The organism is Devosia sp. MC532 (assembly GCF_016461625.1).
Lineage (GTDB): Bacteria > Pseudomonadota > Alphaproteobacteria > Rhizobiales > Devosiaceae > Devosia.
Map to the genome: position 1 here is coordinate 83,846 of NZ_JAEMNZ010000012.1, position 24,352 is coordinate 108,197.

Genomic DNA, 24,352 nt, shown 5'->3' on the forward strand with positions numbered 1-24,352 from the left:
GAGCAAGCACAGATCGACTTAACGGAGCGGTTGGTTTCGTTTAAGGAGAAAACGAAAGAAGGACACCACGCCGATGACACCCTCACTGCGACAAGCGAAAATTGTAGAACTCGCGCGCGAGCTGGGTGAAGTGACCGTTGAAAGCCTCGTCGCAGCGTTTGGCGTGACCCCTCAAACGATCCGCAAAGACCTCAATATTCTGTGCGACAGAGGCTCGCTCAAGCGCACTCATGGCGGGGCGATGCACCCTTCAGGCGTTGAGAATGTTGAATATGAGGCGCGGCGACAAATCGCGACCAATGAAAAGCGCGCTATCGGGGAGGCTGCTGCCAAGCTCATTCCCGACAATGCGTCGCTGCTGATCAATATTGGTACGACCACCGAAGCCGTGAGCCAAGCGCTGAGCGAGCATCGGGGGCTGATGGTGATTACCAATAATATCAACGTGGCCAACCGCTTGCGGGTTGTGCCCAGCATTGAAGTGGTGATCGCCAGTGGCGTGGTTCGCCCGTCCGACGGCGGCATCGTGGGGGAAGCGGCGGTCGACTTTATCCGTCAGTTTAAAGTCGACTTTGCCGTCATCGGCGTTTCGGCCATCGATAGCGATGGTTCGCTCTTGGACTTCGACTATCGTGAGGTGAAGGTCGCGCAAGCCATTATCGCCAATGCGCGCCATGTCATCGTGGTGTCCGACTCGACCAAGTTCACCCGCACTGCGCCGGTGAGAATTGGGCATTTGAGCCAAGCGCATAGCTTCATCACGGACGCCTGCCCCCCTGCAATCCGGCAGCTGTGCGCGGAGGCGGGGGTGACAGTGATCGAGACGCAATTGCGCTCGAACTAGTAGATCATAAGGGCTTGTTCAGACAGGCGTAGGCCCTCGGAAGCGTCGCCAAAGCCTGTGGCTGCCACAGCTTTGAAAATGCGGCGCGCTTCGCGATAGAGCTTCATGTGGTAGTAGCTCCAGGCACGCAGGGTCAGAAGGTCATTGCGCTCTGGAGCGTATTGGCCACGCAGGTTGAGATATTCGATCGCTTTGACATAGTCGCCCGCCGCATAAGCGGTTTGGGCCTTTTGCGTCATGATGCCGATTTCGAGCTCGACAGCGCGGGCACTTGGAAGTGGTGCTGAGGCGGCGGCAACGGCGGCATTATCGGGCAGTCCCATGCGCATATACGCAAGCGACTGACCATAAGCGGCATCGCTGCGTGTGGCAGCAGCGGAAGACTGGAGCGCGCGTGCAAAGGCTTCAGCGGCTTGCGCCGGACGGTTGAGGCCCATCAGGCACCACGCCTGACTAAGCGCTGCACCGGGGGAAAGGGACGCCGCAGGCACTGGGTTCTGACAGGAGCGGGAGCCTCCACCACCGGAGCCGGACGTGCCAAACGCAGCGGTGCGCGGCGCAGAACTTGGGGTTGCGGCAGGACGCGCAGCGACCGGTTTGGCGACGACGTCCTGTACCGGCGCCGTTTGCGTATCGGGGCGCGAACCGTCGACGACGCGCGGGAATGCGGCAATGCGCTCAGAACGGTTGCCCCATTGGGCCTTGATCGCCTGAACCGTATTGAGGTCGCCGGCAGCATTGGAGGCAACGAGCAGACCATAAGCGGCTTTTTCGAGATCTGGCTGCCAGCGCAGCGAGAGGGTGAACCACTCGATGGCTGTCGTGACCTGATCAAAACCATAGGCATACCAGCCCATTTCCTGTGCCGCATTGGCATTGCGGGTCGAGGAAATGGCATCAACCATGCGTCCAAGAGCATCACTATCGAGCGACACGCGGGGTTCGAGCGACAGCACTGCAGCGACGGCGTCGAGATACATGGCCGACATCTCATCGCTGAGATCGGAATAGGGCGCGAGGATTTCCTCGGCGACGCGATAATCGCGCAATTGCAAGAGAGCCGCGGCGAGCGCTTGGGCCGACGCTTCTGAGGGGTCTTTTTCGAGCGCCTGTTCAAACAGACGGCGCGCTTCGTTCGGGCGGGCGCGTTCGAGCTTGTAGAAGCCAAAGAGGCGCAGGTCTTCCGCCGAGGATTGCTCATTTATAGAGCGTTCGAAGAAAGCCACGTCGGCCGGTGACACCGGTACGCCGCCGACGTCCAGCGAAGAGGCGATGGCCGCACGGGCCAGATCAAGGCGCAGCGGTTCAAACTCGCCAACGCCGTTGGCGTCCTTCTTTTCGAGCTCGAAAAGGGGGCTCAACTGAGCAATGTCAAAATGCGCCTTGGCTTTTTGAATGGTCGACAGGCGCTCTTCGGCAGATGTGCAATTGGTGAGAATGTATTTATAGGCGTCGATGGCGCGGTCATCGGCATCGGTGGCGACAAAGGCATCAGCTAGGCGCCAAAGATTGTCGATGCGCTCGCAGGTCAAAAGCTCTGGGGTATTGGCCGCCACGGTGATGACAGTCTGGTGCTCAGCGACATCGGACGCGTTGCGCAGCTTGACCTGCGCCTCGGCCAGATTGAGCTCTTTGAGCAAGTCCGGAGTTGGCTCGAAACTTGGATCGGTCGCCTGACGCGCGACAATGGCGGCGCGTGTGCCCGCGTAATCGCCAGCGTTAAACAACTCCCACATGCGAATAATATCGCGATCGGGTGAGAAGTCTTGAGCCAAGGGGTCTGCAGGCGGCTCCCAATTGGGATAAAGCGCGCGCAGACGCTCGATTTCGCGGTTCATGCGCTCGGTGTCGCCCTGCTGAGCGAAATAGCGCAATGCCGTTTCATCGACCTTCGGACCTTGCGGGACCGGGGCGGCGCTCGGCTGTGGCATTGGCACAGGCTCGGCTTGGGCAACGACAGTTTGGACGGGTGTATCGGCATGCGGGAGGCGCTGCTTGCCCTGCTCGGCCACGACGGCATAGCTAACGCCGCCGATGAGCCCGATAATGACAAGCGGAATAGTAAAACGCATCAATAGCCTCCGCCCAGGCATAGGGGTTCATTGCGGCGCAAATGATCGAGCAGCAACAACTGTAATGTCGAAGCGTAGTAGCTGGTTGCCTGCAAACTGCGTAATTCGACCGGAATGGGTTTGCGCGCTGTCACGCAATCAATGGCGGCAACGATCAGGCGATAGCCTGGCTCGCCAATTGGCTCCACAGCCGCGCCATTGATGACGCTGATTTTATTCAGCGTGTCCCCTGTCGCACTGCGTCGAATGGGGCCGAGAAAACCGGGATTGGCACCAGCGCGGATCAGATAGAGCGGGATACGGATATTGTTGTAACCAAACTCAGCCGGATGGTTGGGTGCGTGCACAACCCCACCATTTTTCAGCTGGATCCAATCGCCGGGAACACCGGCTTTGCTCACCGCGGCACGGCGCAGGATATCAAGACCAGCCTTGGAGATTGCGGCCCAATCGGTGGAGCTATCGACCTTGGCAAAGAGATCAAGCGCCTCAAACACCCAATAGGACGGGTTTAGGATCGGAGAAGAACCGTCCTCTGGGATAAAGCCAAACTGGCCCGGCAAGATGGCAGGACCGGCCTCACTCGGCACAATCATCGTGCGGCCGACCGTTTGTATGATGGCGAGCGCACGATGACGATAGGCGTCGTCCGACCACTGCTCAGCGGCGAGCAGCAGACCATAAGCGATCAGAATATCGCCATCGGTGGCATTATTGGTGTCAGAGACATGCGGATCGGCGGTCGGCTCCCAGCGCCATGCGGCCAGTCCATCATTGCGGATCAGCAACTCGGTATCGGTGAAGGACCAAATCCGTTCAAAGCTGGCGCGATCATCGGCGAGGACCGCCAAGATCATGCCATAGCCCTGCCCTTCGCTATGGCTGATACTGCCATTGGCGCGATCAATGACGCGGCCGTTCTGCTCGACATAACTGTCGAGATACAGGCGCCATTCGTCGGCGTGGATTTGTGGGCTTGTAGCGACAGCTGGCATGACAGCAAGTCCTAGAAAAGCCAGAACAACGAGCGGCAGACACTTCATTCTCGGCGTCCTACGGCATTCAGAACAAACGACGTTGCGAACATGAGCAAGACGCCCATGGCCATGATTGCCCCGGCAAAGAACAGAATATTGCCAGAGAACCAGTTCGCAGCGACAAGGCGCATGTTAGCGAAAGAAAATGGCTGCGTGTTCACAAGCGTGTGATTGCTCGACGGAACGACTTGGACACCATCGGCATTGCGGGCCACTTCACTGATGCGGCCAGAAATTTTGCGCCAGTTGTCAACGACCAACATCCGCTCAGAGCCTTCGAGCAGGACCGCGCTATCGGCGGCCGTCAGCACCGTCCAAATGCCACCCTCAGGCTGACGCACTTGAGAGAGCGCCGCAGAATTGGCGGAAATGGTCCGCGGGCCGTTATCAAGGGCGCGAATGCGCAGGTCATCCAAGTTCAGTCCCAAGCGCTGCGACAACCAATCGGCAGGCCGGCGCCAAGCCGAGGTTTCGGCCTGCGGGGTTGCAAACTGATCGAGCGCCCGCTCATTGGGCGATTGTACCGGTGCCGATACGCCCGAAATGCCGGTGCGGCCGGAAATGGATACCGGCATGGCGCTAAGCGGCATGACAAGAATAGCGTTTTTGTCGGGGGTCAGCGCCGACTGGGACATAACCTCAACCGGCAAGATCGTGTCGGCGGCAGCGGCCACGCGGCCGAGAAGCTGCATGGCTGCGGTGAGATCGGTTTCGCCATCGCTGACCACAACCGGGACTGTGGGCTGCTCGGAATAGGGCCAGCCAAGGCCGGTGAAGACTTCAAGATTTGGCAAGCTGGCAGCGCGCGCAAACTCTGGCATGCGCAGGAGCGTGGAATTGGACAGAACGAAACGCGTGGGGGCCTGGCCGGTCCAGCCTGGCTGGCAGACCGCATCGGAGGCCGTCAACAGATTGACCCTGATGTCGACGACGTTTCGGCCTGGGCGCATATTGGTCATGGGGATCCGCATGACCGTATTACGCAGGATGCCGCTATCGGTGCGCAGCAAAGGCGTGGCCGAGGCGATTTGGCCATTGGTGTAGATATTGATCTCGCTCTCCGGCTCCACATCGGCCGAGAACGCCGCATCAAGGACCAGATCGAGCGTGCCATAGCGGTAGGCGTAAAAGTCCGCCGGTAGATCAAACTGCAAGCTGGTCGAGAAATTGCGCCCATTGAACTCAATGGTTTCGACGCCCAATTCGCTCAGCGAGATTTCCATGCCGCCTTCGAGACGCGGATGCGGGGTCGCCAAATCGATGCGTGGACGGCTGGCGCCGCCGGGTGCCGCGATCGCGATGGCTTCGCCAGCTCGTTCGATCGCCTGCCAATCCGGCCCGGAGACAACCAGCGTATTCGCCTGGCTTTGCACCGCAATCATTGCAGCAACAGGACCGGTCGTCGCCTGAGGTGCTGCGCCAGCAACCGCGCTAGGCAGTCGTTCGGCAGGCATGACTACCACATCGAGAACGCCGGGGCGTGCTTGGGCTGAAAGCTCGGTGGCGCGTTCGACCTTCAAGCTTGGCACGCGCATGGCCAGCGACAACTGCTGGGTCAGACGCAAGAGCGACGTGCGGGCACGACTATCAGTGTGATCCGCTGTGATAATGCGGAGGGTCGTCGTGCCGTTCTCATCGACACCCACAGCGCCGAGATCGGACAATTGGCGGATGACGCCGACGTTAGCGCCCTCAAAGCGCAGACGAGCACTGGTGCTTTCGATGTCGGTCCACAACTCATAGGTCGAGGCGATGGTGCAGTCAGTGCGGTGACGCTGGCTGGCGGCAAACTCTATGACGTTTGGACCCGGACGCAGAATGCCTTGCGGCACAGCAAAGCTCAGTGCGCTCGGCTGGGAGGGCGAGGCAATGGGGGACTGGGCGATTTCAACCGAGTTGATGCGCAGCTTCACCGAGCTGTTCTCAGGGGCGACAACAACCGCATTGAGATAGGCCAGATCGAGCGAGGCTGGGGCCGCGGCCTGTTCAGCCGTCAGATAGACGACAACCGAACGGCGCACTTCTTCGCCTGCCAAATTGAACGTGCGTTCTGGCAGAATGGGACGCGAAAAGCTGACATTGACCGGCGCGAGAACAGCATCCGTGCTGGTCGGCGGGAGCGGCACGGCAGGGCTTGGTGCTGCCACGACACGATCGCTTTCCGGCGACATGTCGAACTGGGCCTGCGCCCCAACTAAGAGCAAGGTGGAGGTCAGGAGCGCCGTGGTGAGGAGGATGAGCTTTTTCATGGATTTGTCCTGCTCGACCCAAACCGCAACAGATAGCCTAGACCGCGTCCGGTTTGATAAAGCGCCATGCCGACAAAGCGCAGTGTTCCGCGAATGAGGCCAATATTGATTTGGCGCTGCTTCTGACGCTGCAGCCAAGTGCCAGAGTTTGCGTAGAGCAAATCTGCAATAAGCTCATAGTCCTTACCAGACTTGGGCATGTAGCGCGCACCCAACACCACCGCTTTGCCTTCAGATTTTGTCGACGCCACGAAGATGTGGAGCTCTCGCGCTTCACTTTGCGAGAGAGGGGTGAACCGCACCACCGCACCAGCGCCTCTGCCCAAGCCCGAGGAATTGGGTAAACGTATGGCAAGGCCACCGGTCGAGACGTTGATGATATTGCCACGCAGCCATGTGCCATCGGTACCTTGGACTTCGCAGCGCCGATCAACATTGATGCGGCGGCTGGCGCGCTGTTCGCGGCGCTCGGCAACCACGCCCAAAGCGCAACCGGCGATGATGAGATTGAAGATGTTCCAGCTGCCCACCACCATGGTCACTTCGGCCTGATAGGGCTGTGTGGTGATCTTGTAGATGGTCATTGCCAGTGCGGCGACGAGCACAACAAAGATGATGTAAAAGGGACGCGACAGCTCGGACAAGCGCGAGACATCGACGCTTTCATCCTTGGACGTCACCTTGAACGAAGGCTTGGATGGATTGCGCACCACCGACAGCAGCGCGCCGAACAGGTGCACCGACTGAATATATTCGTAGAGCTCGGAAATCCACGGCCAGCGCCAGCGCCCAAAGAGCGAGTTCTGCATGACCAAGTTCACGATGAAATAGGTCAGGGTATAGGCGGTGAACTCACCGGCAGAAGCGGTGAATATCTGCAAATCAAGGAAGAGATAGCAGAATGGCGCGAACAGGAAGATCATTCGCGACAGCGGGAAGAGCCAGAACATGGTCGAAGACATGTAGCTGATGCGCTGCTCGATCTTGAGACCGCGCTTGAACAGCGGGAAGCTGAACAACATGATCTGCATCATGCCTTGCGCCCAACGGGTCCGCTGGCCGATGAAGCTGGCGAAAGTTGCTGGCTGCAGGCCCGCAACCAGCGGACGATCGATGTAGATCGAGTTCCAGCCACGGCTGTGGAGCTCAATGGCGGTCTCACAGTCTTCCGTGATCGAGCGACCCGAAAAGCCGTTTGTATGTTCAAGCGCTTCACGGCGCAGCAGCGCTGCTGAACCACAGAAGAACGACGCATTCCAACGATCAAGACCGCGCTGAATGATGCCGTAGAACATTTCGTTCTCAGACGGCATCACCTCAAAGGTGCGCAGGTTACGCTCAAGCGGATCTGGATTGAGGAAGAAGTGCGGGGTCTGCACCAGGAAGAGACGCTGGTCGCGATCGAAATACGGAACGGTTTCCTGAAGGAAATCGCGCGCTGGCGCGTGGTCAGCGTCAAAGACGGCGACGAATTCGCCCTTAGACTGCGACAGACCATAATTGAGATTGCCAGCTTTAGCGTGCTCGTTGGCTGGACGCGCCAGATAGGACACGCCGAGTTCCTCGCACAATCCGCGCAGCTGGGTGTAGCGTTCTTGGGCAACAGCGGCGAGCTCTGGATCGGGATGCGAGCGCTTGGCGTCAGTGGCACCATCATCGAGCAGCCAGACGGTCATTTTGTCTGCTGGATAGTCGATGGCCTTGGCAGCCGCCAAAGTGCCCGCCAACAACTCATAATCTTCATTGTAAGTGGGGATGAAGATATCGACCGTTGGCACACGATCATTGGGTCCAAGACGGACCGAGCCGCGGGGCGGAATGGGCTTGAGCACGACAAACAAGCTCAAGAACAGCATGACGATGCAGTACATCTCAGCCAGATACAGGATCAGGCCGGGAATAAAGTCGGCGATCTCATAATAGGGCGGGATTGTACTGGTTGTGCGCCAATAGGCATAGCGCAGCACAATGATCGTACCGAAGGTCAGCAGCAGCAGCCGCCAATTCCCCCCAAGGTCCAGAAGCTTGATGACCAGCATGGCAGACAGTAGCAATACCGCCATGATCAGGTGAACTTGGAGGCTCACCGGGATGGCAATGAGCGCTAGCGTGGCAATCGCGATTGCCAGCCATGCAAAAACTGTGAGGGCCTTCGAAATTTTAGTCTCCTACGCTCTCACATACTCTATCGAGTGCTTGCTGGAGGGGATGGGACGAACACGCCCGGCGCGGTTGGCGCTGTGTTAGTCGAACCGGTGGACGATGTCCCCGAGGGTGGACGCGGCACCATTGGCCCGACGCCACCAGGCCTATCGGTTGGACTTGGTACAATTGGCCCAGAAATTGGCGGCACAATTGGTCGTGTCGTTGCAACCGGCTGAGGTGCTGGCGCAGCGGTTTGCGCGCGCGGGGCCGGGCGGGCGGTCGGAATGACCTCGGCAAAGCCTTGGACACCAAGCGGCCGAATAGGCGACAGGGTGGCACCAATCTGCATCGGCGCCTTGCCCGGAGGGAATACGCCCGTGTTCAGGCGCAGCTGATACATAACTTCGAGCAATTGCGCTTCGGTGACGCCACGACGGCACAGCTGAAGGCGGACATTGATGGAGCCACGATCCACCGCGCCGGAAGGGCGCAAGGTGGCTTCGATACGCTGCCAAGCATATATGCAGACGTCGCCATTGCTCGGCTTGGCTATCGCGTAGCCGAAGGGGCCATAATTGTTCTGGACGAAGAAGGGCGATACGGCCATGCCCGAATTGGGCCAAGCGGCGAGCGCCTCTTCGGTGAGGTTAACACGGGTGAACGGGATGTCGCTCAAACCAGCGTCGGACCCGTCGCTCCCCTTACCCACGAAACGAATAACCGAGATCTTATTCTCGCCAGCCGTGCGGGCTGTGGTTTCCAGGAAAATGTCATGTTTGACGGCATTAGGGTAGGTCGTCTGAACCACGCTGACCACCGCCGGGCCGCCCGGAGGGGGAACAACGATGGACTGTGCTGGAGCGATAACCATCGGCTCATGGGGCTTCAGCTCAGAGGTAGTCGCACAAGCAGCCAGAAACGCCGCCATACCAATGGACGCTAATATCTTAACTGTGAGCCTGCGCCGTGCCGCACTCAGCATTTTTGCCGGCCTTCCATACGTGAACATAGTCTAAACGCACCAAAGTGCCGAGCGACCCAAACCCCGGAACCCTCTGTCGCTAAATATTAATCAGCGCAGTTAAGCAGATGCTAACAAATCCTGTCTAAGCGCCATTTACCAATAAATTTTTCGTTTCGAAACTTACACTTAACGATGTTTAACAATGCGTTAAATGAAGATTTGAGAACGTTTTTCTTTACCTGACAGATGTATAGGCAGCGCGATCGAGAGTTATTCCGCCAGCGCGCGCCCAACATCCGAGACGTTAGGTCACAACTTAACTGCGCGCTGACATCAGCGACACTAGTACTTTACATGAAAAATGGAGAGGGGGAAGCGCCCTCAAATTGAGGCAGCATCTGCCGGCCGGGCTAGGGAATTCCCCCAAGAGGATCAGAAACTATTGGCGCAATGAAGATATCTCTGGCGCCAATAGAAAGAGAAATTGGGCCGGAACAAGCCGGCCCAATTCTAGTCTATTAGAGAACGACGGCAGTAACCTGAATTTCGACCAGCAGCTCGGGCAGAGCCAGCTTTGCTTCCACGCAAGCACGGGCTGGGGTGTGGCCCTGTGGGACCCATGCGTCCCAAACGGTGTTCATCTTGGCGAAGTCCGAAATGTCGCGCAGCCAGATGGTGGCCGAAACGATCTGGGTCTTGTCTGCACCAGCCTGGGCCAGAAGGCTATCGATCTTGGCGATAACTTCCTTGGTCTGTTCAACGACATCGGCGGTTGCTGGATTGCCAACCTGGCCCGCCAAAACAACGACCTTGCCCGAAGCAGGGTAGGACACAGCCTGGCTCATGCGTGGGCCAGCTTCAAAACGTTCGATCATCACTCTCTCCTTGATCAATGGGCAATTGGTCACACGCCGGAGGGGGCGAATGCAAGCATTTTTGCAAGGCCCTCCCGCAGCTGATGAAACCGCCTACTGATTGATCTGAAAGAGCATTTCCCGATCAGGACGCGCTGAGCGCCCGATCAAGATGGGTGTAGCCTCCATCAACGAAATGCCATTGCCCGGTGGTGTGCCCGGACTTGGCATTGGAGAGGAGGAAAACCACGTCGGCCGCAATTTCTTCAGACGTGGTCATGCGCTGCTCAAGCGGAATGGCTTTGGTGATATCCGCCAGTTTTTGCTCGGGATTATCGAAACTATCGACCCAGCGGCGATAAAGTGGCGTCATCACCTCGGCAGGAATAACCGCATTAACGCGAATGCCATCCGACAAGAGGGCTGCCGCCCATTCGCGCGTCATGGCCAGTTGCGCACCTTTGGCGGCGGCATAGGCGGACGTATTGCCCTGCCCCGTGATCGCGGTTTTGGAGGAGATATTGACGATGGCGCCCTTGGACAGCCGGAGCCACGGCAGGGCGAAATGGGCCATGTTGTAATAGTGGATGAGATTGGCATCGAGCGATTTGCGGAAGGCCGCAGGACCCGCTTCAAGGCCGATATTGTCATTAAAACCGGCGTTGTTGACGAGGCCGTCGATGCGGCCAAATTTTTCCGCCACGATTTCGATCGCGCGCTGGCAGGCGGCGTCGTCTGAGAGTTCAGTTTTGACAAAGCCGTAGTTCGGGGCGTGGGCTGACAGTTTGGCGGAGAAATCTGCCGACAGATCCGACCGCGCGACAATGACTGGGATGGCGCCTTCTTCGGCAAGACCCAAGCTGATGGCAGCGCCAATGCCGGAGCCGCCGCCAGTGACGATGACGACTTTGTCTTTAAGACCGAGATCCATTATGCGCCCCGAAATGTATTTTCTGCGATGGAGGACGGCTTCATCTCGATGGAGAACCCAGCGCGTTCAGGCGGCATATAGGCCGCATTTTGGATGACGCAGGGATCAAGGAAATGCTCGTGCAGGTGATCGACGAACTCGATCACGCGCCCGTCCTTGGTGCCCGAGACCACGAGATAATCGATCATCGAGAGGTGCTGCACATATTCGCAAAGTCCAACGCCACCGGCGTGTGGCCAGACGGCTTTGCCGTATTTCGCAGCCATCAGCAGAACCGAGAGCACTTCATTGAGCCCACCAATGCGGCAGGCGTCAATCTGGACGATATCAATGGCCTCGCGCGTGATGAACTGCTTGAAGAGAATGCGGTTTTGGCACATTTCGCCGGTGGCGACTTTGACCGGGCCAATGGCTTCGCGGATTTTGCGATGGCCTTCGACGTCGTCGGGGCTGGTCGGCTCTTCGATGAAATAAGGATTGAAGCGCTGGAGCGCATTGACCCATGAAATCGCCTGATCGACTTCCCAAACCTGATTGGCGTCGATCATCAGATAACGATCTGGCCCCATGATGGAGCGGACGATTTCAAGGCGACGAATATCGTCGGCAAGGTCGCGCCCAACCTTCATTTTGATATGGCTAAAGCCTGCTTCGACCGCTTCGGTGGCGAGGCGTGTGAGCTTTTCGTTGGAATAGCCGAGCCAGCCTGCCGATGTGGTGTAGCACGCATAGCCTTCCTGACGCAGTGTGGCGATGCGCTCGGCTTTCCCCGCCTCGGCCTTGCGGAAAATCGCCAAGGCTTCATCAGGGGTGATGGCATCGGTGAGGTAGCGGAAATCAATGATGGAAACGAGCTGTTCCGGGCTCATCTCGGCGACATAGAGCCAGACCGGCTTATTGGCTTGTTTGGCCAAAAGATCCCAGACCGCGTTGACCACCGCACCGGTTGCCAGATGCATCGCGCCCTTGTCTGGGCCAATCCAGCGCAGCTGGCTATCGCCGGTGACATGGCGCCAGAAGCGACCGGGGTCTTCTGCAATCCAAGCAAGGTCTAGCCCGACGACGCGATCGGTGAGGGCCTTAATGGCGGCAACCACAACTTCATTGCCGCGGCCGATGGTGAAGGTGAGGCCATGACCTTCCAACGCACCATCGGTGCCCAGCACCACATAGGCGGCGGAGTAATCTGGATCGGGGTTCATCGCATCCGAGCCGTCGAGCGAGGCCGAAGTGGGGAACCGCAAATCATGAGTAGAGAGCGATGTGATCTTCATTTTGCACCGATCCAGTAAGGCCCCCTCACCCGCCGCTTAGCGGCGACCTCTCCTCCAAAGGGAGAGGTGGGGCTCTGAGTTTGAGTGGCGATGGGCAGGTGGGGTCAGCCCGTCCAACCGCCGTCGATGATGTGGACTTGTCCGGTCGTATAGGTGGCACCGGCGAGATAGACGGCGAGATCAGCAACCTCCTGCGGCTGGGCGATACGGCCAATCGGCTGGCGCGCGATGAAGGCTTTTTTGGCCCCTTCGAAGTCGCCTGTAGCGTGCCAACGGTCGTGCAGGCTCGGGCTTTCGACAGTGCCGGGGCAGATCGCATTCACGCGGATGTTGGACGTGGTGTAGTCGCCCGCAATGGATTTGGTCAGGCCAATGACTGCGGCCTTGGAAATGGAATAGGCGGCGCGGTTGGGCACGCCTTTAATGGACGAGGCGACGGTTGCCATATTGATGATCGCTCCGTCTTTGCGCTCGAGCATCTGGGGCAGAATGGCGCGAATGGTGCGGATTTGGGCGCGGACATTGAGATCGAGCGCAAAATCGAGATCGGCGTCGCTCATCTCCAGGACCGAGCCGGAATGGACGATACCGGCGCAGTTGAAGAGCACGTCGATATGGCCAATCTCGGCGACTGCAGCGGCAACATCAGCATCCGAAAGGACGTTGAGGACGCGCGTCGTGATATTTGGAGTGCCGTTGAGCTCAGCCAGTTTGGCCGCATTGATATCGGTGGCGATAACCTTGGCCCCGGCCGCAGCGAAGGCCCGCGCAGACGCTTCGCCAATGCCTTGAGCCGCCGCCGTAATGAGTACGATTTTGCCTGAAATATCGGCCATGTCTTTGGTCCTGATGAAGTGGAAAGGGGCCGGTCCCTCGTCCGGCCCCCGTAACAATCTTAGTCGTAGAGAACGGCAGCGATCTCTGGATCGGCCATGTTGTCCTTGTCGTAGTAGTAGAAGCCGGTATCGATGATCGCAGGCAGGGTTTCGCCCTTGAGAGCCTTGATGGCGGCAGCAACGGTTTCGTAGCCAATGCCAACTGGGTTCTGGGTGATCGCGCCATTGACGAGACCGGACTGAACGAAGCCCTTCTGCGCGGCACCGGAGTCAAAGCCGATCACGACGATCTGGCTGTTGAGCTCCTGCTTGCCGTTGGCAACGCCAATGGCCGAGCCTTCATTGGTGCCGAAAATGCCCTTGAGATCTGGGTTTGCCAGCAGGATCGACTTGGTGACTTCGGTCGACTGAAGATGGTCACCACCGCCGTATTGAACGGTGACGATTTCGATCTTGGGATGGGCTTCCTTGATGCGGTTGACGAAGCCTTCAACGCGCTGAATGCCGGTGCCGCTGGTCTGGTCGTGACCAACAACAGCAATCTTGCCTTCGCCGCCGATGAGCTCGGACATTTTGTCGGCAGCCAGAGCGGCAGCGGCAAGGTTGTCAGTGGTGGCAGTGGTCAGCGGGATGTCGCTATCGACGCCAGAGTCAAAAGCGATGATCGGAATGTTGGCGGCCTTAGCCTGTTCGAGCAGTGGCACGGCGGCTTGGCTGTCGAGAGCGGCAAAGCCGATAGCGTCTGGGCTACGCGAGAGGGCTGCAGCCAGCTGATCGAGCTGACGGTCAACCTGGCTTTCGCTTTCTGGGCCTTCAAAGGTGATGGTTGCGCCAAGTTCAGCGCCAGCCTTTTCTGCGCCAGCTTTTACAGCCTGCCAGAACTGATGCTGGAAACCTTTCGAGACCAGCGCGATGTCATATTGATCCTGCGCAAGGGTCACGCCGGAAGCGCTGACAAGTGCGAGTGCGCTGATGGCGCCGAGCAGAGTACGTCTAAGCATAGGGTTTCTCCTCCCAAGTGTTCACGTCTTGGCTCAAAAGAGCCGGTCGTCAGCGCCCAGATTGGGGCGCGATACAAGCGTCGCCGCTAAAGGGTGCGGCGGCGCAGTATGTCGGCATAGACGGCCAAGATAATGATGCAGCCGGTGACAACCGTCTGCCATTCCTGCGCCACCGAAAGGATGCGCAGGCCATTGGCCAAAACTGATATGATAAGCGCGCCGATGAGCGTGCCAAGCACGGTGCCGCGGCCGCCAGAGAGCGAAGTGCCCCCGATAACCACCGCCGCAATCGCGTCGAGCTCATAGCCCTGACCCAAGGCGGGCTGGGCGGAATTGAGACGCGAGGCAATGAGTATGCCAGCCACGCCACAGATCGAACCTGCCGTTGCGTAAACCGCAATCTTCCAGCGATCTACATTGACGCCGGAGAGGCGCACGGCTTCTTCGTTGGAGCCCAAAGCAAAGGTGTAGCGGCCAAGGGCGGTTTTGCTCAGCACGAAGGCGGCCACGATCGCAACGGCAAACAGCACGAGCACACCATTGGGAATGGGCAGTGCAGGAATGACTGCGCCCACCAATGAGCCCTGCGCGATTTGCGTAAAACCGGGCGTGTCGTTGAAATAGATTGGACGCGTGCCAGAAATGACCAGCGAAAGGCCCTTTAGGATCAGCATCATGCCAAGAGTGGCGATGAAGGGTGGTACTTTGAGCTTGGCAATCACCGTACCGGAAACAAGACCGGCGCAGGTGCCAGCGAGAATGGCCCCAACCACACCAACGGGCAGGGGCAAGCCGAGATAGGTGAGCAAAACGCCTGCGATGACGGCACAGAAGGTCATGAGCGTTCCGACCGAAAGGTCGATGCCGCCCGTGATGATGACCAGCGTCGCCGCGATGGCGAGAACACCATTGACCGAGGTGGCCTGCAGAATGGCCAGAATATTCTGGGTCTGCATGAAATTGGGCGAGGCCAAAGAGAAGACAATGATCAGCGCAAGAAGCCCTGAGAAGGCGAGCAGTCGATGGAAGGCGCCCGAAATGCGAATGCCTGACTTCTGTGCGGGTACGGCGGCGTCTGTCATAGTTTTTCTCTCCCCCTCAATTGGCGCGGAGCCTTAGCCCGCGCGCTTGAGCTCCATGCCGTCGCGCATGGTTGCCAGGCGCATGATTTCTTCTTGGCTCGCGCCACCGGGAAGGATGCCCGTGAGGCGACCTTCACACATGACAGCGATCCGATGAGCCAGGCGCAGTATTTCCGGCAGCTCGGAGGAAATCACGATGATCGCCTTCCCCTCAGCCGCCAAAGCATTGAGTAATTTATAGATTTCAGATTTCGCACCGACGTCGATGCCGCGCGTCGGCTCGTCAAAAATCAGCACATCGCAATCGCGCAGCAGCCATTTGGCGATGACCACTTTTTGCTGATTGCCCCCAGAGAGCAGGCGCGCTTCTTGCCCGTCGCTCGGTGTTTTGATGGCGAGCTGGCGAATGTAGCCCTTGGCCGCTTCCGCCATGCCGCCCTCATCGAGCACGCCGCCCGCGTGGGTAAAGCGCCCAAGACTGGCCAGAGCGATATTGTTGCGCACGTCCATCCCGGTGGCGAGACCGAAGAGCTTTCTGTCTTCGGAGAGATACCCAATGCCCGCTTCGACAGCGTCCTTGGGAGAATTGATGGTGATGCGCTTGCCGTTGACATAGACCTCGCCGCCGTCACGACGATCCGCGCCGAAAATCGCGCGTGCAACCTCGGTGCGGCCTGCGCCCATCAGCCCGGCAAAGCCGAGAATTTCGCCCTTGCGAACGGTAAAGCTGACATCGCGGATTTCGCGACCACGAGAGAAGTTTCGGACATCGAGCGCCACTGGCGCGTTTGACGTGTCCGGAATGACCAACGCCTCATTGGTCAACGCGCGCCCTACCATCATGGAGATAATGGTTTCGATCGGTGTGTCAGCTGCCGGAACAGTGCCAACATATTCGCCGTCGCGCATAATGGTGACGCGGTCGGAAATGCGTTTGATTTCGTCCATCTTGTGAGAGATGTAAACAATGCCAACACCGTCCGCCTTGAGGCGATTGATGATGGCGAACAGCTCGGCGATTTCGGCGTCGTTAAGCGCAGCGGTCGGCTCGTCCATGATGAGGACACGGCTGCGATAAGACAGCGCTTTGGCGATTTCGATCATCTGTTGCTTGGCAATGGTAAGGGTTTCGACCTTCACCGTTGGCTCAAGCTTCAAATTCATCTGCGCGAAAATTTCCGCCGCATCGCGATTGAGCTTGGCTTCGTCCAGAATGCCGAACTTGCGCGGCTCGCGACCGATGAAAATGTTTTGCGCAGCAGTGAGATCGCGCATAAGCGCCAGCTCTTGGTGAATGATGGAAATGCCGTTCGCCTGGGCCTCGCGCGGCGAGCTGATGTTAGTGTGAGCGCCGTTAACAAGCACGCTGCCAGCGTCGCGAGAATAGACGCCAGAAAGGATTTTCATCAGCGTGGACTTGCCCGCGCCATTCTCTCCCATGAGAGCATGAACCTCACCGGGCAAGAGTTGAAACTGCGCATTGGAGAGAGCGCGGACGCCGGGAAACGACTTGTCGACACCGGTCATCTCGACCAGCGGCACAAGCGTCGCGTTCACGTTCCCAGCCGGATTTTGCGCCACAGTGATGTCCTCCTCAGGGAGGCTCCTCAGCTATCCCCGCCCCGACCATAGTAACATGTTAGTACGCCTGTCAAGTGGTCTGACCAGTAGACAGGTTGACCGGTAATGCCTATGGTGTGTTGTGGAGGTGGTCATGAAACTACAGGCCGTTTCAAACCGAAAACTATATATCCAGATTGCCGATCAGATCCGCGATCAGATCGCGGCTGGCGCGGTCGCGCCCGGCGTACAGCTGCCTTCAGAGCGCGACTTGGCCCAAAGCCTGGGCGTATCCCGCCCGACTGTGAGGGAAGCGCTGATCGCGCTGGAAGTCGCCGGTTTGGTCGAGGTGCGTGTTGGCGTCGGCGCTTTCGTTAAAGGGCCTTTGGCCCGCGAAACCGATCTTCCCGAGCAGAGCGCATCGCCCGTTGAAATTATGGCCGTGCGACGTCTTTTAGAGCCGGAAGCGGCGGCCTTGGCCAGCCAAGGCATTTCCTCTACCGGTCGAGAGCGTCTCAAGCAAACGCTCATCCGCATGGGCGAAGAGACAGCATCCGGGCAATGGTCGTCCGACAGCGACCGCACTTTGCACATGACGCTGGCTGAAGCATCCGGCAATAGCGTTTTGCGCGAAACGCTGGAAGGTCTTTGGGCCTCGCGGACGGGAGCGGTCGACGAGCAGTTTCACCGGCACCTTGGCGATATCGACGCCGTTCGAGCGCATATTCTTTCCGACCACGTGTCTATTGCAGATGCCGTTTTGGCCGGGAATGCGGACGCTGCGCGCGCCGCGATGACGGCGCATCTCGACTATGTCGCGCAGGCCATGACCGACGTTTGGGATTAATTCCCTTTGCATCGACGCAAGAAAAAACCGGGCCACCTCGCGATGGTCCGGTTTGTTTTTGTAGTCTCGATAAGCGCTTGGCTTAGATCTTGATGTCCTTATTCCCCAGCTTCATCAGCAGGAAGAGTGAGGCCATGGTCAGGACCAGTAGAATGGTCGAGAGCGCTGCGGCCGTGCCCAACTGACCACGGATCACTTCAGCATAAATGCCGAGCGCCAAGGTCTGGGTGCTGGTGTTGTAGAGGAAGAGCGTCGTCGAAAGCTCGGTGATGATGGTCACCCAACTCAGCACCGCGCCCGATAGAATGCCGGGGCCGAGCGCCGGAACGATGATGCGGGTCAGGGTTGTCCACTTGGACGCGCCTAGGCTCATCGCCGCTTCTTCAATGGCTGGGTTGAGCTGGCCCATGAGCGCAGTCGTCGAGCGCACCGAATAGGGCAATCGACGAATAGTCAGTGACAGCACCATGATCAGCGCCGAACCGGTGAGGATCAGCGGGCCGGTCGAGAACGCAGTGATCAGCGCAATACCGATAACCAGGCCCGGCACCACATAAGGCACCATGGTCATGGTATCGAGCACATTGCTGAGCCAGCCCTTACGACGCACAACGAGATAGGCAACCAGAACAGCGATCACCACCAGAATGGCGAGGGCGGTGAGGCCAATGCCAAAAGTGTTGCCGATGTAGCGCCAGATATCACGCTGCGAGCCGACATAGTTCTTAAAGCCCCACCCATCGACGAACTGGCCGTATAGGGTGTTGCGGAAGGAGGAAATGACCACCACCACCAAGGGCGCGAGCGCGAGGAAAAGGAAGGAATAGACATAGGCGTGAACGCCGAAGTTTGCCCAACCCTTGATCTGCTTCGGCTCGATGGTGCGCATCGCCGTCATCGAGAATTTCTGACGGCTGGCCAGATATTTTTGGAACAGGAAGATCGACATGGTCACGAGGATGACGATGACGGCGACCGAAGCGGCAAAGCTCTGGTCGGTCGAAACTTCACCGACGAAGGACGAATAGATCAACACTGGAACCGTCCGGAAGCCCTGCCCGATCAGCATTGGCGTGCCGAAATCGGCAAAGGCACGCACGAAAACCAAGAGCGAGCCCGCGAGAACCGTTGGCCAGAGGAGCGGCGCAATAACTTGGACGGCGCGACGGAGCCCCGTAACACCCATGCTTTCAGCCGCCTCGAGCAGCGACACGTCCACCGTGCGCCAAGCACCCATGAGATAGGTGAAGATCAGCGGCACAAGCTGCAGGGTCAGCACGAGGATGATGCCCGGGAAGCCATAGATACTTGGCGGTTTGACGCCGAATACATCCTGGATGAGCTGGGTCACCATGCCGTTGTTGCCCAGCATGAGGATCCAAGAATAAGCGCCGATGAACGGCGGCGACATCATGGAGGCCAGAATAAGGATCTGGATGATGCCCGAACCGCGGACGCGGAACATGGTCATGAAATAGGCGAGCGGGAAAGCCACGGCGAGCGCCAGAACCGTCACGCAGACCGTGACGAGAACGCTGTTCCACAGGGTGGAATAGTAAAGGCGCGAGGAGAAGAACTTCTCAAAGCCCGCCAGCGAAAACTCACCGTCGGCGCTGAAGCTGTTGAACATGACCGTCATCAACGGCCAGATCACCATCAACAAATAGCCAGCGGTGAGAACGACGGCGACCGTGGTCCAACCGTCGAACTTTTGCCGAGTTGCGCTCACTTGGACTTGCTCCGCGTGATCGAAACGCCAGTGACGGCATCAAAATAGGTCAAAACGTCGTCCTTAAAGACCAAGGAGACCTTGTCGCCACGCTGCCAGAGCGCGTCACGGATCGAGAATTCAAGGAATTCTACGGTTTCGCCAGTGCTCAGACGCGCGCGGATTTGCGAATGGGAGCCAAGGAACGTTTCTTCAACGACCTCAGCTGGCAGACCGTTTTCGCCAACATGCACGGCTTCTGGACGTACAGAAATCTGCACCTTGCCCGTCGCGGTTGGCTGGATACGATTGGTCACGTCAAGAACAACGCCGTCGCCAAGATCGACAACGGTCTGATCACCGCGCTTTTCAATTTCGCGCTCGATAAGGTTGGTCTTGCCGATGAACTCAGCAACGAAGCGATTTGCCGGGTTGCGGTAGATTTCTGCAGGCGTATCGCACTGCTGCACCACACCCTGGTTCATCACCGCGATACGATCCGACACGGCCATGGCTTCTTCCTGGTCGTGGGTGACGTAAACGGTGGTGATCTTGGAAGCGCGCTGCGCTTCCCGAATAGTGTCACGCATCTCAACGCGCAGCTTGGCGTCAAGGTTGGACAGCGGTTCGTCCATCAGCAGAACGGCGGGCTTGATCACCAGAGCACGGGCAAGCGCCACACGCTGTTGCTGACCACCCGACATTTGGCCCGGCAGACGATCCGCAAGATGGTCCATGTGGACCTGCTTGAGGGCGACGGAGACACGCTCAGCGGCCTCCGCCTTCTCGACTTTGCGAGTCTGCAGCCCGAAGGCAACATTCTTCGCCGCAGTCATCTGCGGGAAAAGGGCATAACTCTGGAACACCATGCCGATGTTTCGCGCCGCTGGCGAACGATCATTGATGACGACATCGTCAAAAGAGATCGTCCCGGATTCAATGGAATTGAAACCGGCGATCATGCGCAGCAAGGTTGTCTTGCCGCAGCCTGAGGGGCCAAGAAGCGTGAAGAATTCACCTTCATGAATGTCCAGATCGAGATTTGGGATCGCGACCTGGCCGTTGTACTCTTTGCGCAGAGAGCGCAGCGCGATGCTGGTCACCGGGCTGCTCCTATTGGTTGTTAAACGTTCTTAGAAATTAGCTTCGAGGATCGTGCGGTACTTCGCAACGATTGCATCGCGGTTCGCTGCTACGTAGGCGCCATCTTCCTGAATGGTCGGGATGTCAGACAGGGCTGGCAGGCCTGGCTTGACAACACCATCACGCAGCGGACGACCAGCGGTCTGTTCCGCCAGAATGGTCTGGCCTTCTTCAGAGATGATGAAGTCCACGAAGGCCTTGGCAGCAGCTTCGTTTGGTGCACCCTTGATGACCTGGAGCGTTGCCGGCAGGAAGGCTGCGCCTTCAGACGGGTAAACGATCTCGACCGGCGCGCCCGAGAGGACGAAGTTGAGCGAAAGCGGTTCGTAGGTAAGGCCAACGATATACTCGCCTGCGGCAACGTCCTTAGCTACTTGGCTGGACGAACCGATGGTGATGCCGTTGAGCTGGGTCACGAGCTTGCCAACAAAATCCCACGACGCGTCGGATTCATAGTCGCCGCCAACAGCCTTGAGCATGTTGGTGAGCTGAGCAAAGGCAGACGAGGACGCCGTTGGGTCGCCGAAGGCAATCTTGCCCTTCAGCTCTGGCTGTAGCAGGTCTGCATAGGACTTGATTTCGATGCCAGCAGCAGCGGTCGCTTCGGTGTTAACCAGAAGGTTCGAACCGTCAGCTTGGTATGGGGTGAAGAAGCCGGTTGCGTTCTTGCCAGCTTCAACCATGAATTCATTGTTTGGCGAAACATATTCAGCCCAGAATTCAGTGTGGGCCGCAGCCTGAGCCGCGCCGCCACCGAACAGCACGTCACCCTGTGGGTTCGACGCTTCCGAACGGATACGCTGGTAAAGCTCGCCGGTCCCTGCGGTGATAATCTGGACCTGAACACCGGACTTTTCTTCAAAGACAGGGATCAGGCTTTCCAGCATGCCTTCTTCATTCGGGGTGTACACGGTGAGCGTGGTACCCGAAATAGCAGCGTCCTGAGCAACGGCGCCGAGAACACCGGTCAGGGAAAGTGCGATAGCAGCAATTGTTGCTGCACCAATGGATGACGTGCGACGCATGTCGATATTCCTCTCATCGGCTATGACAAAGCCTGAGGGAATTATCGCACTTTAGTGCATGCCATGTTCTGCAATATCGTCTTGGCCTCACCCCCAAGGGTATTGACAAAACGTTAACCTGAAGCGGTCGACTAGGTTTTCTCTGCTGGACACAGGATTTTCAAGTCTGAGCAATGGACCGAAAAGTGGGAATTCTCCGAACAACCCTCTGATAATTCTACTGAAATCCAATCATGCATAGATTCTCATGAGGCCATTTTGCTCTCGCGGGCAGATCAAAAATTTGTCCCAGACTGCTCCTAAAAAGCGCGTGAAAATCTGATCCGGCGCAGCTGGGCGTCGTGATATCAACGGTTTTAAAGGCAGGCGGCAGTGAGGAAACTGCGCACGTACCCACTGTAGCACCGGAATCGTGACACTGTAGTGACGGACTTTGGGCACATGGACCGCCCAAGTAGCCAACCGCAGCTAAAAGATTGACATAGAGACAACTGTATCAGACACCAACATCCAGAACGCTTACGACCGCTAGTGTGACAGGGGCATCGCCATGTTGGATCAGAACAAGTTCGATGGTGATGATCCATACTATCCAGCGCGCAACTTATCGTATGTCGTGGGCAAAGGGGGGCGCTTGCGACGTCACCGCTATCTCGGTGAGTTGCGGAGCTTCTTGTGGCCGACAGTGGTTGCGGCTGCCTTAATAGGCGCCGTATATGTCTCCACGATCACTCGTTTTGGTCGCAATGACTGGAGCAATATCCTCTTAGCAGTTGCGGTTCTGACGTCTGTCCCACTGGGCAGTGCGCTGATATTGGCGGGACTCCGCCGCCACTCATCAGCAATCTTCACTGCCGCCCTTGTCACAATAGGGCTACTGAGTACCGCGGTGACGGTTCTCTCTGCATTGCGCCTGCCAATAAGCTATCAGGGCATCATGCTCGCGGCGCCTATTCTGATTATGGCAATGGCTTATGCCAACCTCCGCTTTCAGCGCACATTTCGCGCACATGTGGTGCTTGCAGCGTTCAATAATGCCGGTGAGGTGTCAACCGAACTGGGAAGTATTCCAATAGTTGAGGCAGATGCCGGTAATCTAGAGGATGCTGAGATTCTGCTGATCGACCCGCAGACGCACCACAGCGAAGCCTGGTCCAAAGTGCTCGCAACCTGCTATTTGCGCGGCATTGAAATTATGCCATGGTCGGCCTACCGCGAAATTCTACTCGGCCGACTGGAAGTCAAAAGCTTCGAGGTCTCGCATCTGGCTTACACCCCGAGCCAAGTGTTTTATACGCGCTGCAAACGGCTTCTCGACATTATCATCGTCTTAGCCACGCTTCCTATCACTGTCCCGATCGCGTTGTTGGTCATGGGCTATATTGGCCTAAGAGATGGTTTTCCGGTCATCTTCGTACAGGATCGACGCGGATATGGTGGCAAAAGCTTCCGAATGTACAAACTTCGCACCATGTATAATGGCACGGAGGGTGGCTCCACGACAGTATCGGACAGTCGCATTATTCCCGGCTGCAATCTCATCCGCAAGCTGCGTTTTGACGAGCTACCGCAGCTCTACAATATCTTGCGCGGAGACATGAGCTTGATCGGTCCCCGTCCGGTTGCCGAATATGTGGCGGAAAGCAGCGCGGCTCTAGAACCGAAATACGGACTTCGCAGCCTTGTCCTTCCTGGAATCACGGGCTGGGCACAGGTGCGCTCGGGCTATGCCGCGACCCCAGAAGAAGAGATCGAGAAACTCTCCTACGACCTCTACTACATCAAGCACTTGTCTGTGGATTTGGACATTTACATCGTATTCAAAACGATACGGACGGTGCTGTTCGGCGCAGGACGATAGGTGTTCGACATTGTCCGGCATCAGCACCTGTGTCTCAGAAATGGGTTTGCGATTTAAGGAGAGTTCTGGTCTCGTCTGAGTGACGAAAGACCCAGAATGACGACGAAAACAACGAAGACGAAATCATCCGCAGAGCAGGTTGTGAAGGACATTCGCCGCGCGACACGACGACACTTTTCCGCCGAGGACAAGATCCGGATCGTGCTCGACGGATTGCGTGGCGAGGACAGCATTGCTGAGCTGTGCCGACGTGAGGGCATCGCCCAGAGCGTCTATTACTCTTGGTCAAAGGAGTTCATGGAAGCTGGCAAGCGACGTTTGGCTGGTGACACAACTCGTGCCGCCACCAATGATGAGGTTCGGGATTTACGCAGGGAAGCAAGCGCCCTCAAGGAATGCGTTGCTGATCTGACGCTCGAGAATCGCCTGCTTAAAAAAAGCATGATCGGGGATGGGGAGGATATCGAATGAGATATCCCTCATCTGAAAAGCTCGAGATTATCCGGCTGGTTGAGCAATCGCATCTCCCCACCAAACAGACGCTGGACCGGTTGGGTATTCCGCGGCGAACCTTTTATCGTTGGTACGATCGCTACTTGAACGGTGACCCTGAGGCGCTGGAGGATCAATCCTCGGCACCAAGCCGGGTCTGGAACCGAGGCTGTGTTAAAACTCGTTGAAGTTGGTCTCGCCCGTCGGTTTGTGACAGCGCGTTTTGGCTCTCTTCATCCCGATATGGCTTTGAGGGTGGCAGTCACACCGGCGACAGCGATGGCGCGCTTGAGGTTATAAGCCAGGATGGTCAAGCTGGCCTCAGTTGCGACGTTCTTTAGGCCCCGCGTTCGGAAGTGGGTGGCACCCATCCAGCCTTTTATAGTGCCGAAGACGTGCTCGACTGTGCAACGCCGAACCGCCATTG

Annotated in this window: 19 protein-coding genes and 1 pseudogene; 4 read left to right on the forward strand and 16 right to left on the reverse strand. The window is 57.8% G+C overall.

Features of this window, described 5'->3' with window-relative positions; genetic code table 11:
- The first annotated feature begins 73 nt into the window (after positions 1-73).
- The gene (locus tag JHC09_RS14645; protein ID WP_169196207.1) at positions 74-844 is read left to right on the forward strand and encodes a DeoR/GlpR family DNA-binding transcription regulator; all 771 of its coding nucleotides are present in this window, start codon (positions 74-76) and stop codon (positions 842-844) included.
- Here the strand turns inward: JHC09_RS14645 and JHC09_RS14650 are convergent.
- The 12 genes from JHC09_RS14650 to JHC09_RS14705 all read right to left on the reverse strand — a co-directional run bounded on the left by JHC09_RS14650 (position 841) and on the right by JHC09_RS14705 (position 16,816).
- Positions 841-2,916 carry a cellulose synthase gene (locus tag JHC09_RS14650; protein WP_199532574.1) on the reverse strand — a complete coding sequence of 692 codons (2,076 nt, stop codon included), beginning with the start codon at positions 2,914-2,916 and terminating at the stop codon, positions 841-843. The two genes, JHC09_RS14645 and JHC09_RS14650, sit on opposite strands and share 4 nt — an antisense overlap.
- Entirely contained in the window at positions 2,916-3,959 is a 1,044-nt protein-coding gene (locus tag JHC09_RS14655) for a glycosyl hydrolase family 8 (protein WP_199532575.1), read from the reverse strand. The genes JHC09_RS14650 and JHC09_RS14655 overlap by 1 nt, the downstream gene beginning before the upstream one ends.
- Positions 3,956-6,202 (reverse strand): cellulose biosynthesis cyclic di-GMP-binding regulatory protein BcsB, encoded by a 2,247-nt coding sequence (locus JHC09_RS14660; protein ID WP_199532576.1) that lies wholly within the window; start codon positions 6,200-6,202, stop codon positions 3,956-3,958. The genes JHC09_RS14655 and JHC09_RS14660 overlap by 4 nt, the downstream gene beginning before the upstream one ends.
- Positions 6,199-8,361: a UDP-forming cellulose synthase catalytic subunit gene (bcsA, locus tag JHC09_RS14665; RefSeq protein WP_199532592.1), complete on the reverse strand. Its 2,163-nt coding sequence runs from the start codon at positions 8,359-8,361 to the stop codon at positions 6,199-6,201. The genes JHC09_RS14660 and bcsA overlap by 4 nt, the downstream gene beginning before the upstream one ends.
- A gap of 26 nt (positions 8,362-8,387) precedes the next feature.
- Positions 8,388-9,329: a cellulose biosynthesis protein BcsN gene (gene bcsN, locus JHC09_RS14670; protein ID WP_199532577.1), complete on the reverse strand. Its 942-nt coding sequence runs from the start codon at positions 9,327-9,329 to the stop codon at positions 8,388-8,390.
- 500 nt (positions 9,330-9,829) lie between these two features.
- The gene (locus tag JHC09_RS14675) at positions 9,830-10,189 is read right to left on the reverse strand and encodes a RidA family protein (RefSeq protein WP_169196212.1); all 360 of its coding nucleotides are present in this window, start codon (positions 10,187-10,189) and stop codon (positions 9,830-9,832) included.
- Between the two features lie 121 nt (positions 10,190-10,310).
- Positions 10,311-11,096 (reverse strand): SDR family oxidoreductase, encoded by a 786-nt coding sequence (locus tag JHC09_RS14680; RefSeq protein WP_199532578.1) that lies wholly within the window; start codon positions 11,094-11,096, stop codon positions 10,311-10,313.
- Entirely contained in the window at positions 11,096-12,370 is a 1,275-nt protein-coding gene (locus JHC09_RS14685; protein WP_199532579.1) for an L-fuconate dehydratase, read from the reverse strand. Before JHC09_RS14685 ends, JHC09_RS14680 begins: the two co-directional genes overlap by 1 nt.
- A gap of 104 nt (positions 12,371-12,474) precedes the next feature.
- Positions 12,475-13,206: an SDR family oxidoreductase gene (locus tag JHC09_RS14690; RefSeq protein WP_199532580.1), complete on the reverse strand. Its 732-nt coding sequence runs from the start codon at positions 13,204-13,206 to the stop codon at positions 12,475-12,477.
- Positions 13,207-13,265: 59 nt separating this feature from the next.
- Positions 13,266-14,207: an ABC transporter substrate-binding protein gene (locus JHC09_RS14695; RefSeq protein ID WP_199532581.1), complete on the reverse strand. Its 942-nt coding sequence runs from the start codon at positions 14,205-14,207 to the stop codon at positions 13,266-13,268.
- 86 nt (positions 14,208-14,293) lie between these two features.
- Entirely contained in the window at positions 14,294-15,289 is a 996-nt protein-coding gene (locus JHC09_RS14700) for an ABC transporter permease (RefSeq protein ID WP_169196217.1), read from the reverse strand.
- A 33-nt stretch (positions 15,290-15,322) separates the two neighbouring features.
- Positions 15,323-16,816: a sugar ABC transporter ATP-binding protein gene (locus JHC09_RS14705; RefSeq protein WP_199532593.1), complete on the reverse strand. Its 1,494-nt coding sequence runs from the start codon at positions 16,814-16,816 to the stop codon at positions 15,323-15,325.
- A 187-nt stretch (positions 16,817-17,003) separates the two neighbouring features.
- Between JHC09_RS14705 and JHC09_RS14710 the strand changes: the two genes are divergently transcribed.
- A complete protein-coding gene (locus JHC09_RS14710; protein WP_199532582.1) occupies positions 17,004-17,696 on the forward strand; it encodes a FadR/GntR family transcriptional regulator in 693 nt (230 codons plus the stop codon).
- Between the two features lie 82 nt (positions 17,697-17,778).
- Here JHC09_RS14710 and JHC09_RS14715 read toward each other — a convergent pair whose 3' ends face one another.
- Genes JHC09_RS14715 through JHC09_RS14725 form a run of 3 tightly spaced genes read right to left on the reverse strand, consistent with a single transcriptional unit; the run spans position 17,779 to position 21,572 of the window.
- Positions 17,779-19,425, reverse strand: coding sequence for an iron ABC transporter permease (locus JHC09_RS14715; RefSeq protein WP_169196219.1), 1,647 nt, complete (start codon positions 19,423-19,425; stop codon positions 17,779-17,781).
- The gene (locus tag JHC09_RS14720) at positions 19,422-20,507 is read right to left on the reverse strand and encodes an ABC transporter ATP-binding protein (protein ID WP_182394761.1); all 1,086 of its coding nucleotides are present in this window, start codon (positions 20,505-20,507) and stop codon (positions 19,422-19,424) included. The genes JHC09_RS14715 and JHC09_RS14720 overlap by 4 nt, the downstream gene beginning before the upstream one ends.
- A 30-nt stretch (positions 20,508-20,537) precedes the next feature.
- The gene (locus tag JHC09_RS14725) at positions 20,538-21,572 is read right to left on the reverse strand and encodes an extracellular solute-binding protein (RefSeq protein WP_199532583.1); all 1,035 of its coding nucleotides are present in this window, start codon (positions 21,570-21,572) and stop codon (positions 20,538-20,540) included.
- Between the two features lie 550 nt (positions 21,573-22,122).
- On the opposite strand from JHC09_RS14725, the gene JHC09_RS14730 reads away from it, so the two are divergent.
- A complete protein-coding gene (locus tag JHC09_RS14730; RefSeq protein WP_199532584.1) occupies positions 22,123-23,433 on the forward strand; it encodes a sugar transferase in 1,311 nt (436 codons plus the stop codon).
- Positions 23,434-23,529: 96 nt separating this feature from the next.
- A pseudogene (locus JHC09_RS14735) lies at positions 23,530-24,092 on the forward strand (transposase); the annotation flags it as partial.
- A 66-nt stretch (positions 24,093-24,158) separates the two neighbouring features.
- Here JHC09_RS14735 and JHC09_RS14740 read toward each other — a convergent pair.
- Positions 24,159-24,352: transposase (locus tag JHC09_RS14740; protein ID WP_199532585.1), on the reverse strand; the 194-nt coding region annotated here is incomplete at its 5' end.

Coding starts and splice junctions, on each gene's coding strand:
- JHC09_RS14645 (WP_169196207.1), top strand. CDS start 74: ATGACACCCTCACTGCGACAAGCGAAAATTGTAGAACTCGCGCGCGAG.
- JHC09_RS14650 (WP_199532574.1), bottom strand. CDS start 2,916: ATGCGTTTTACTATTCCGCTTGTCATTATCGGGCTCATCGGCGGCGTT.
- JHC09_RS14655 (WP_199532575.1), bottom strand. CDS start 3,959: ATGAAGTGTCTGCCGCTCGTTGTTCTGGCTTTTCTAGGACTTGCTGTC.
- JHC09_RS14660 (WP_199532576.1), bottom strand. CDS start 6,202: ATGAAAAAGCTCATCCTCCTCACCACGGCGCTCCTGACCTCCACCTTG.
- bcsN (WP_199532577.1), bottom strand. CDS start 9,329: ATGCTGAGTGCGGCACGGCGCAGGCTCACAGTTAAGATATTAGCGTCC.
- JHC09_RS14680 (WP_199532578.1), bottom strand. CDS start 11,096: ATGGATCTCGGTCTTAAAGACAAAGTCGTCATCGTCACTGGCGGCGGC.
- JHC09_RS14685 (WP_199532579.1), bottom strand. CDS start 12,370: ATGAAGATCACATCGCTCTCTACTCATGATTTGCGGTTCCCCACTTCG.
- JHC09_RS14690 (WP_199532580.1), bottom strand. CDS start 13,206: ATGGCCGATATTTCAGGCAAAATCGTACTCATTACGGCGGCGGCTCAA.
- JHC09_RS14695 (WP_199532581.1), bottom strand. CDS start 14,207: ATGCTTAGACGTACTCTGCTCGGCGCCATCAGCGCACTCGCACTTGTC.
- JHC09_RS14700 (WP_169196217.1), bottom strand. CDS start 15,289: ATGACAGACGCCGCCGTACCCGCACAGAAGTCAGGCATTCGCATTTCG.
- JHC09_RS14705 (WP_199532593.1), bottom strand. CDS start 16,816: ATGACCGGTGTCGACAAGTCGTTTCCCGGCGTCCGCGCTCTCTCCAAT.
- JHC09_RS14710 (WP_199532582.1), top strand. CDS start 17,004: ATGAAACTACAGGCCGTTTCAAACCGAAAACTATATATCCAGATTGCC.
- JHC09_RS14725 (WP_199532583.1), bottom strand. CDS start 21,572: ATGCGTCGCACGTCATCCATTGGTGCAGCAACAATTGCTGCTATCGCA.
- JHC09_RS14730 (WP_199532584.1), top strand. CDS start 22,123: ATGTTGGATCAGAACAAGTTCGATGGTGATGATCCATACTATCCAGCG.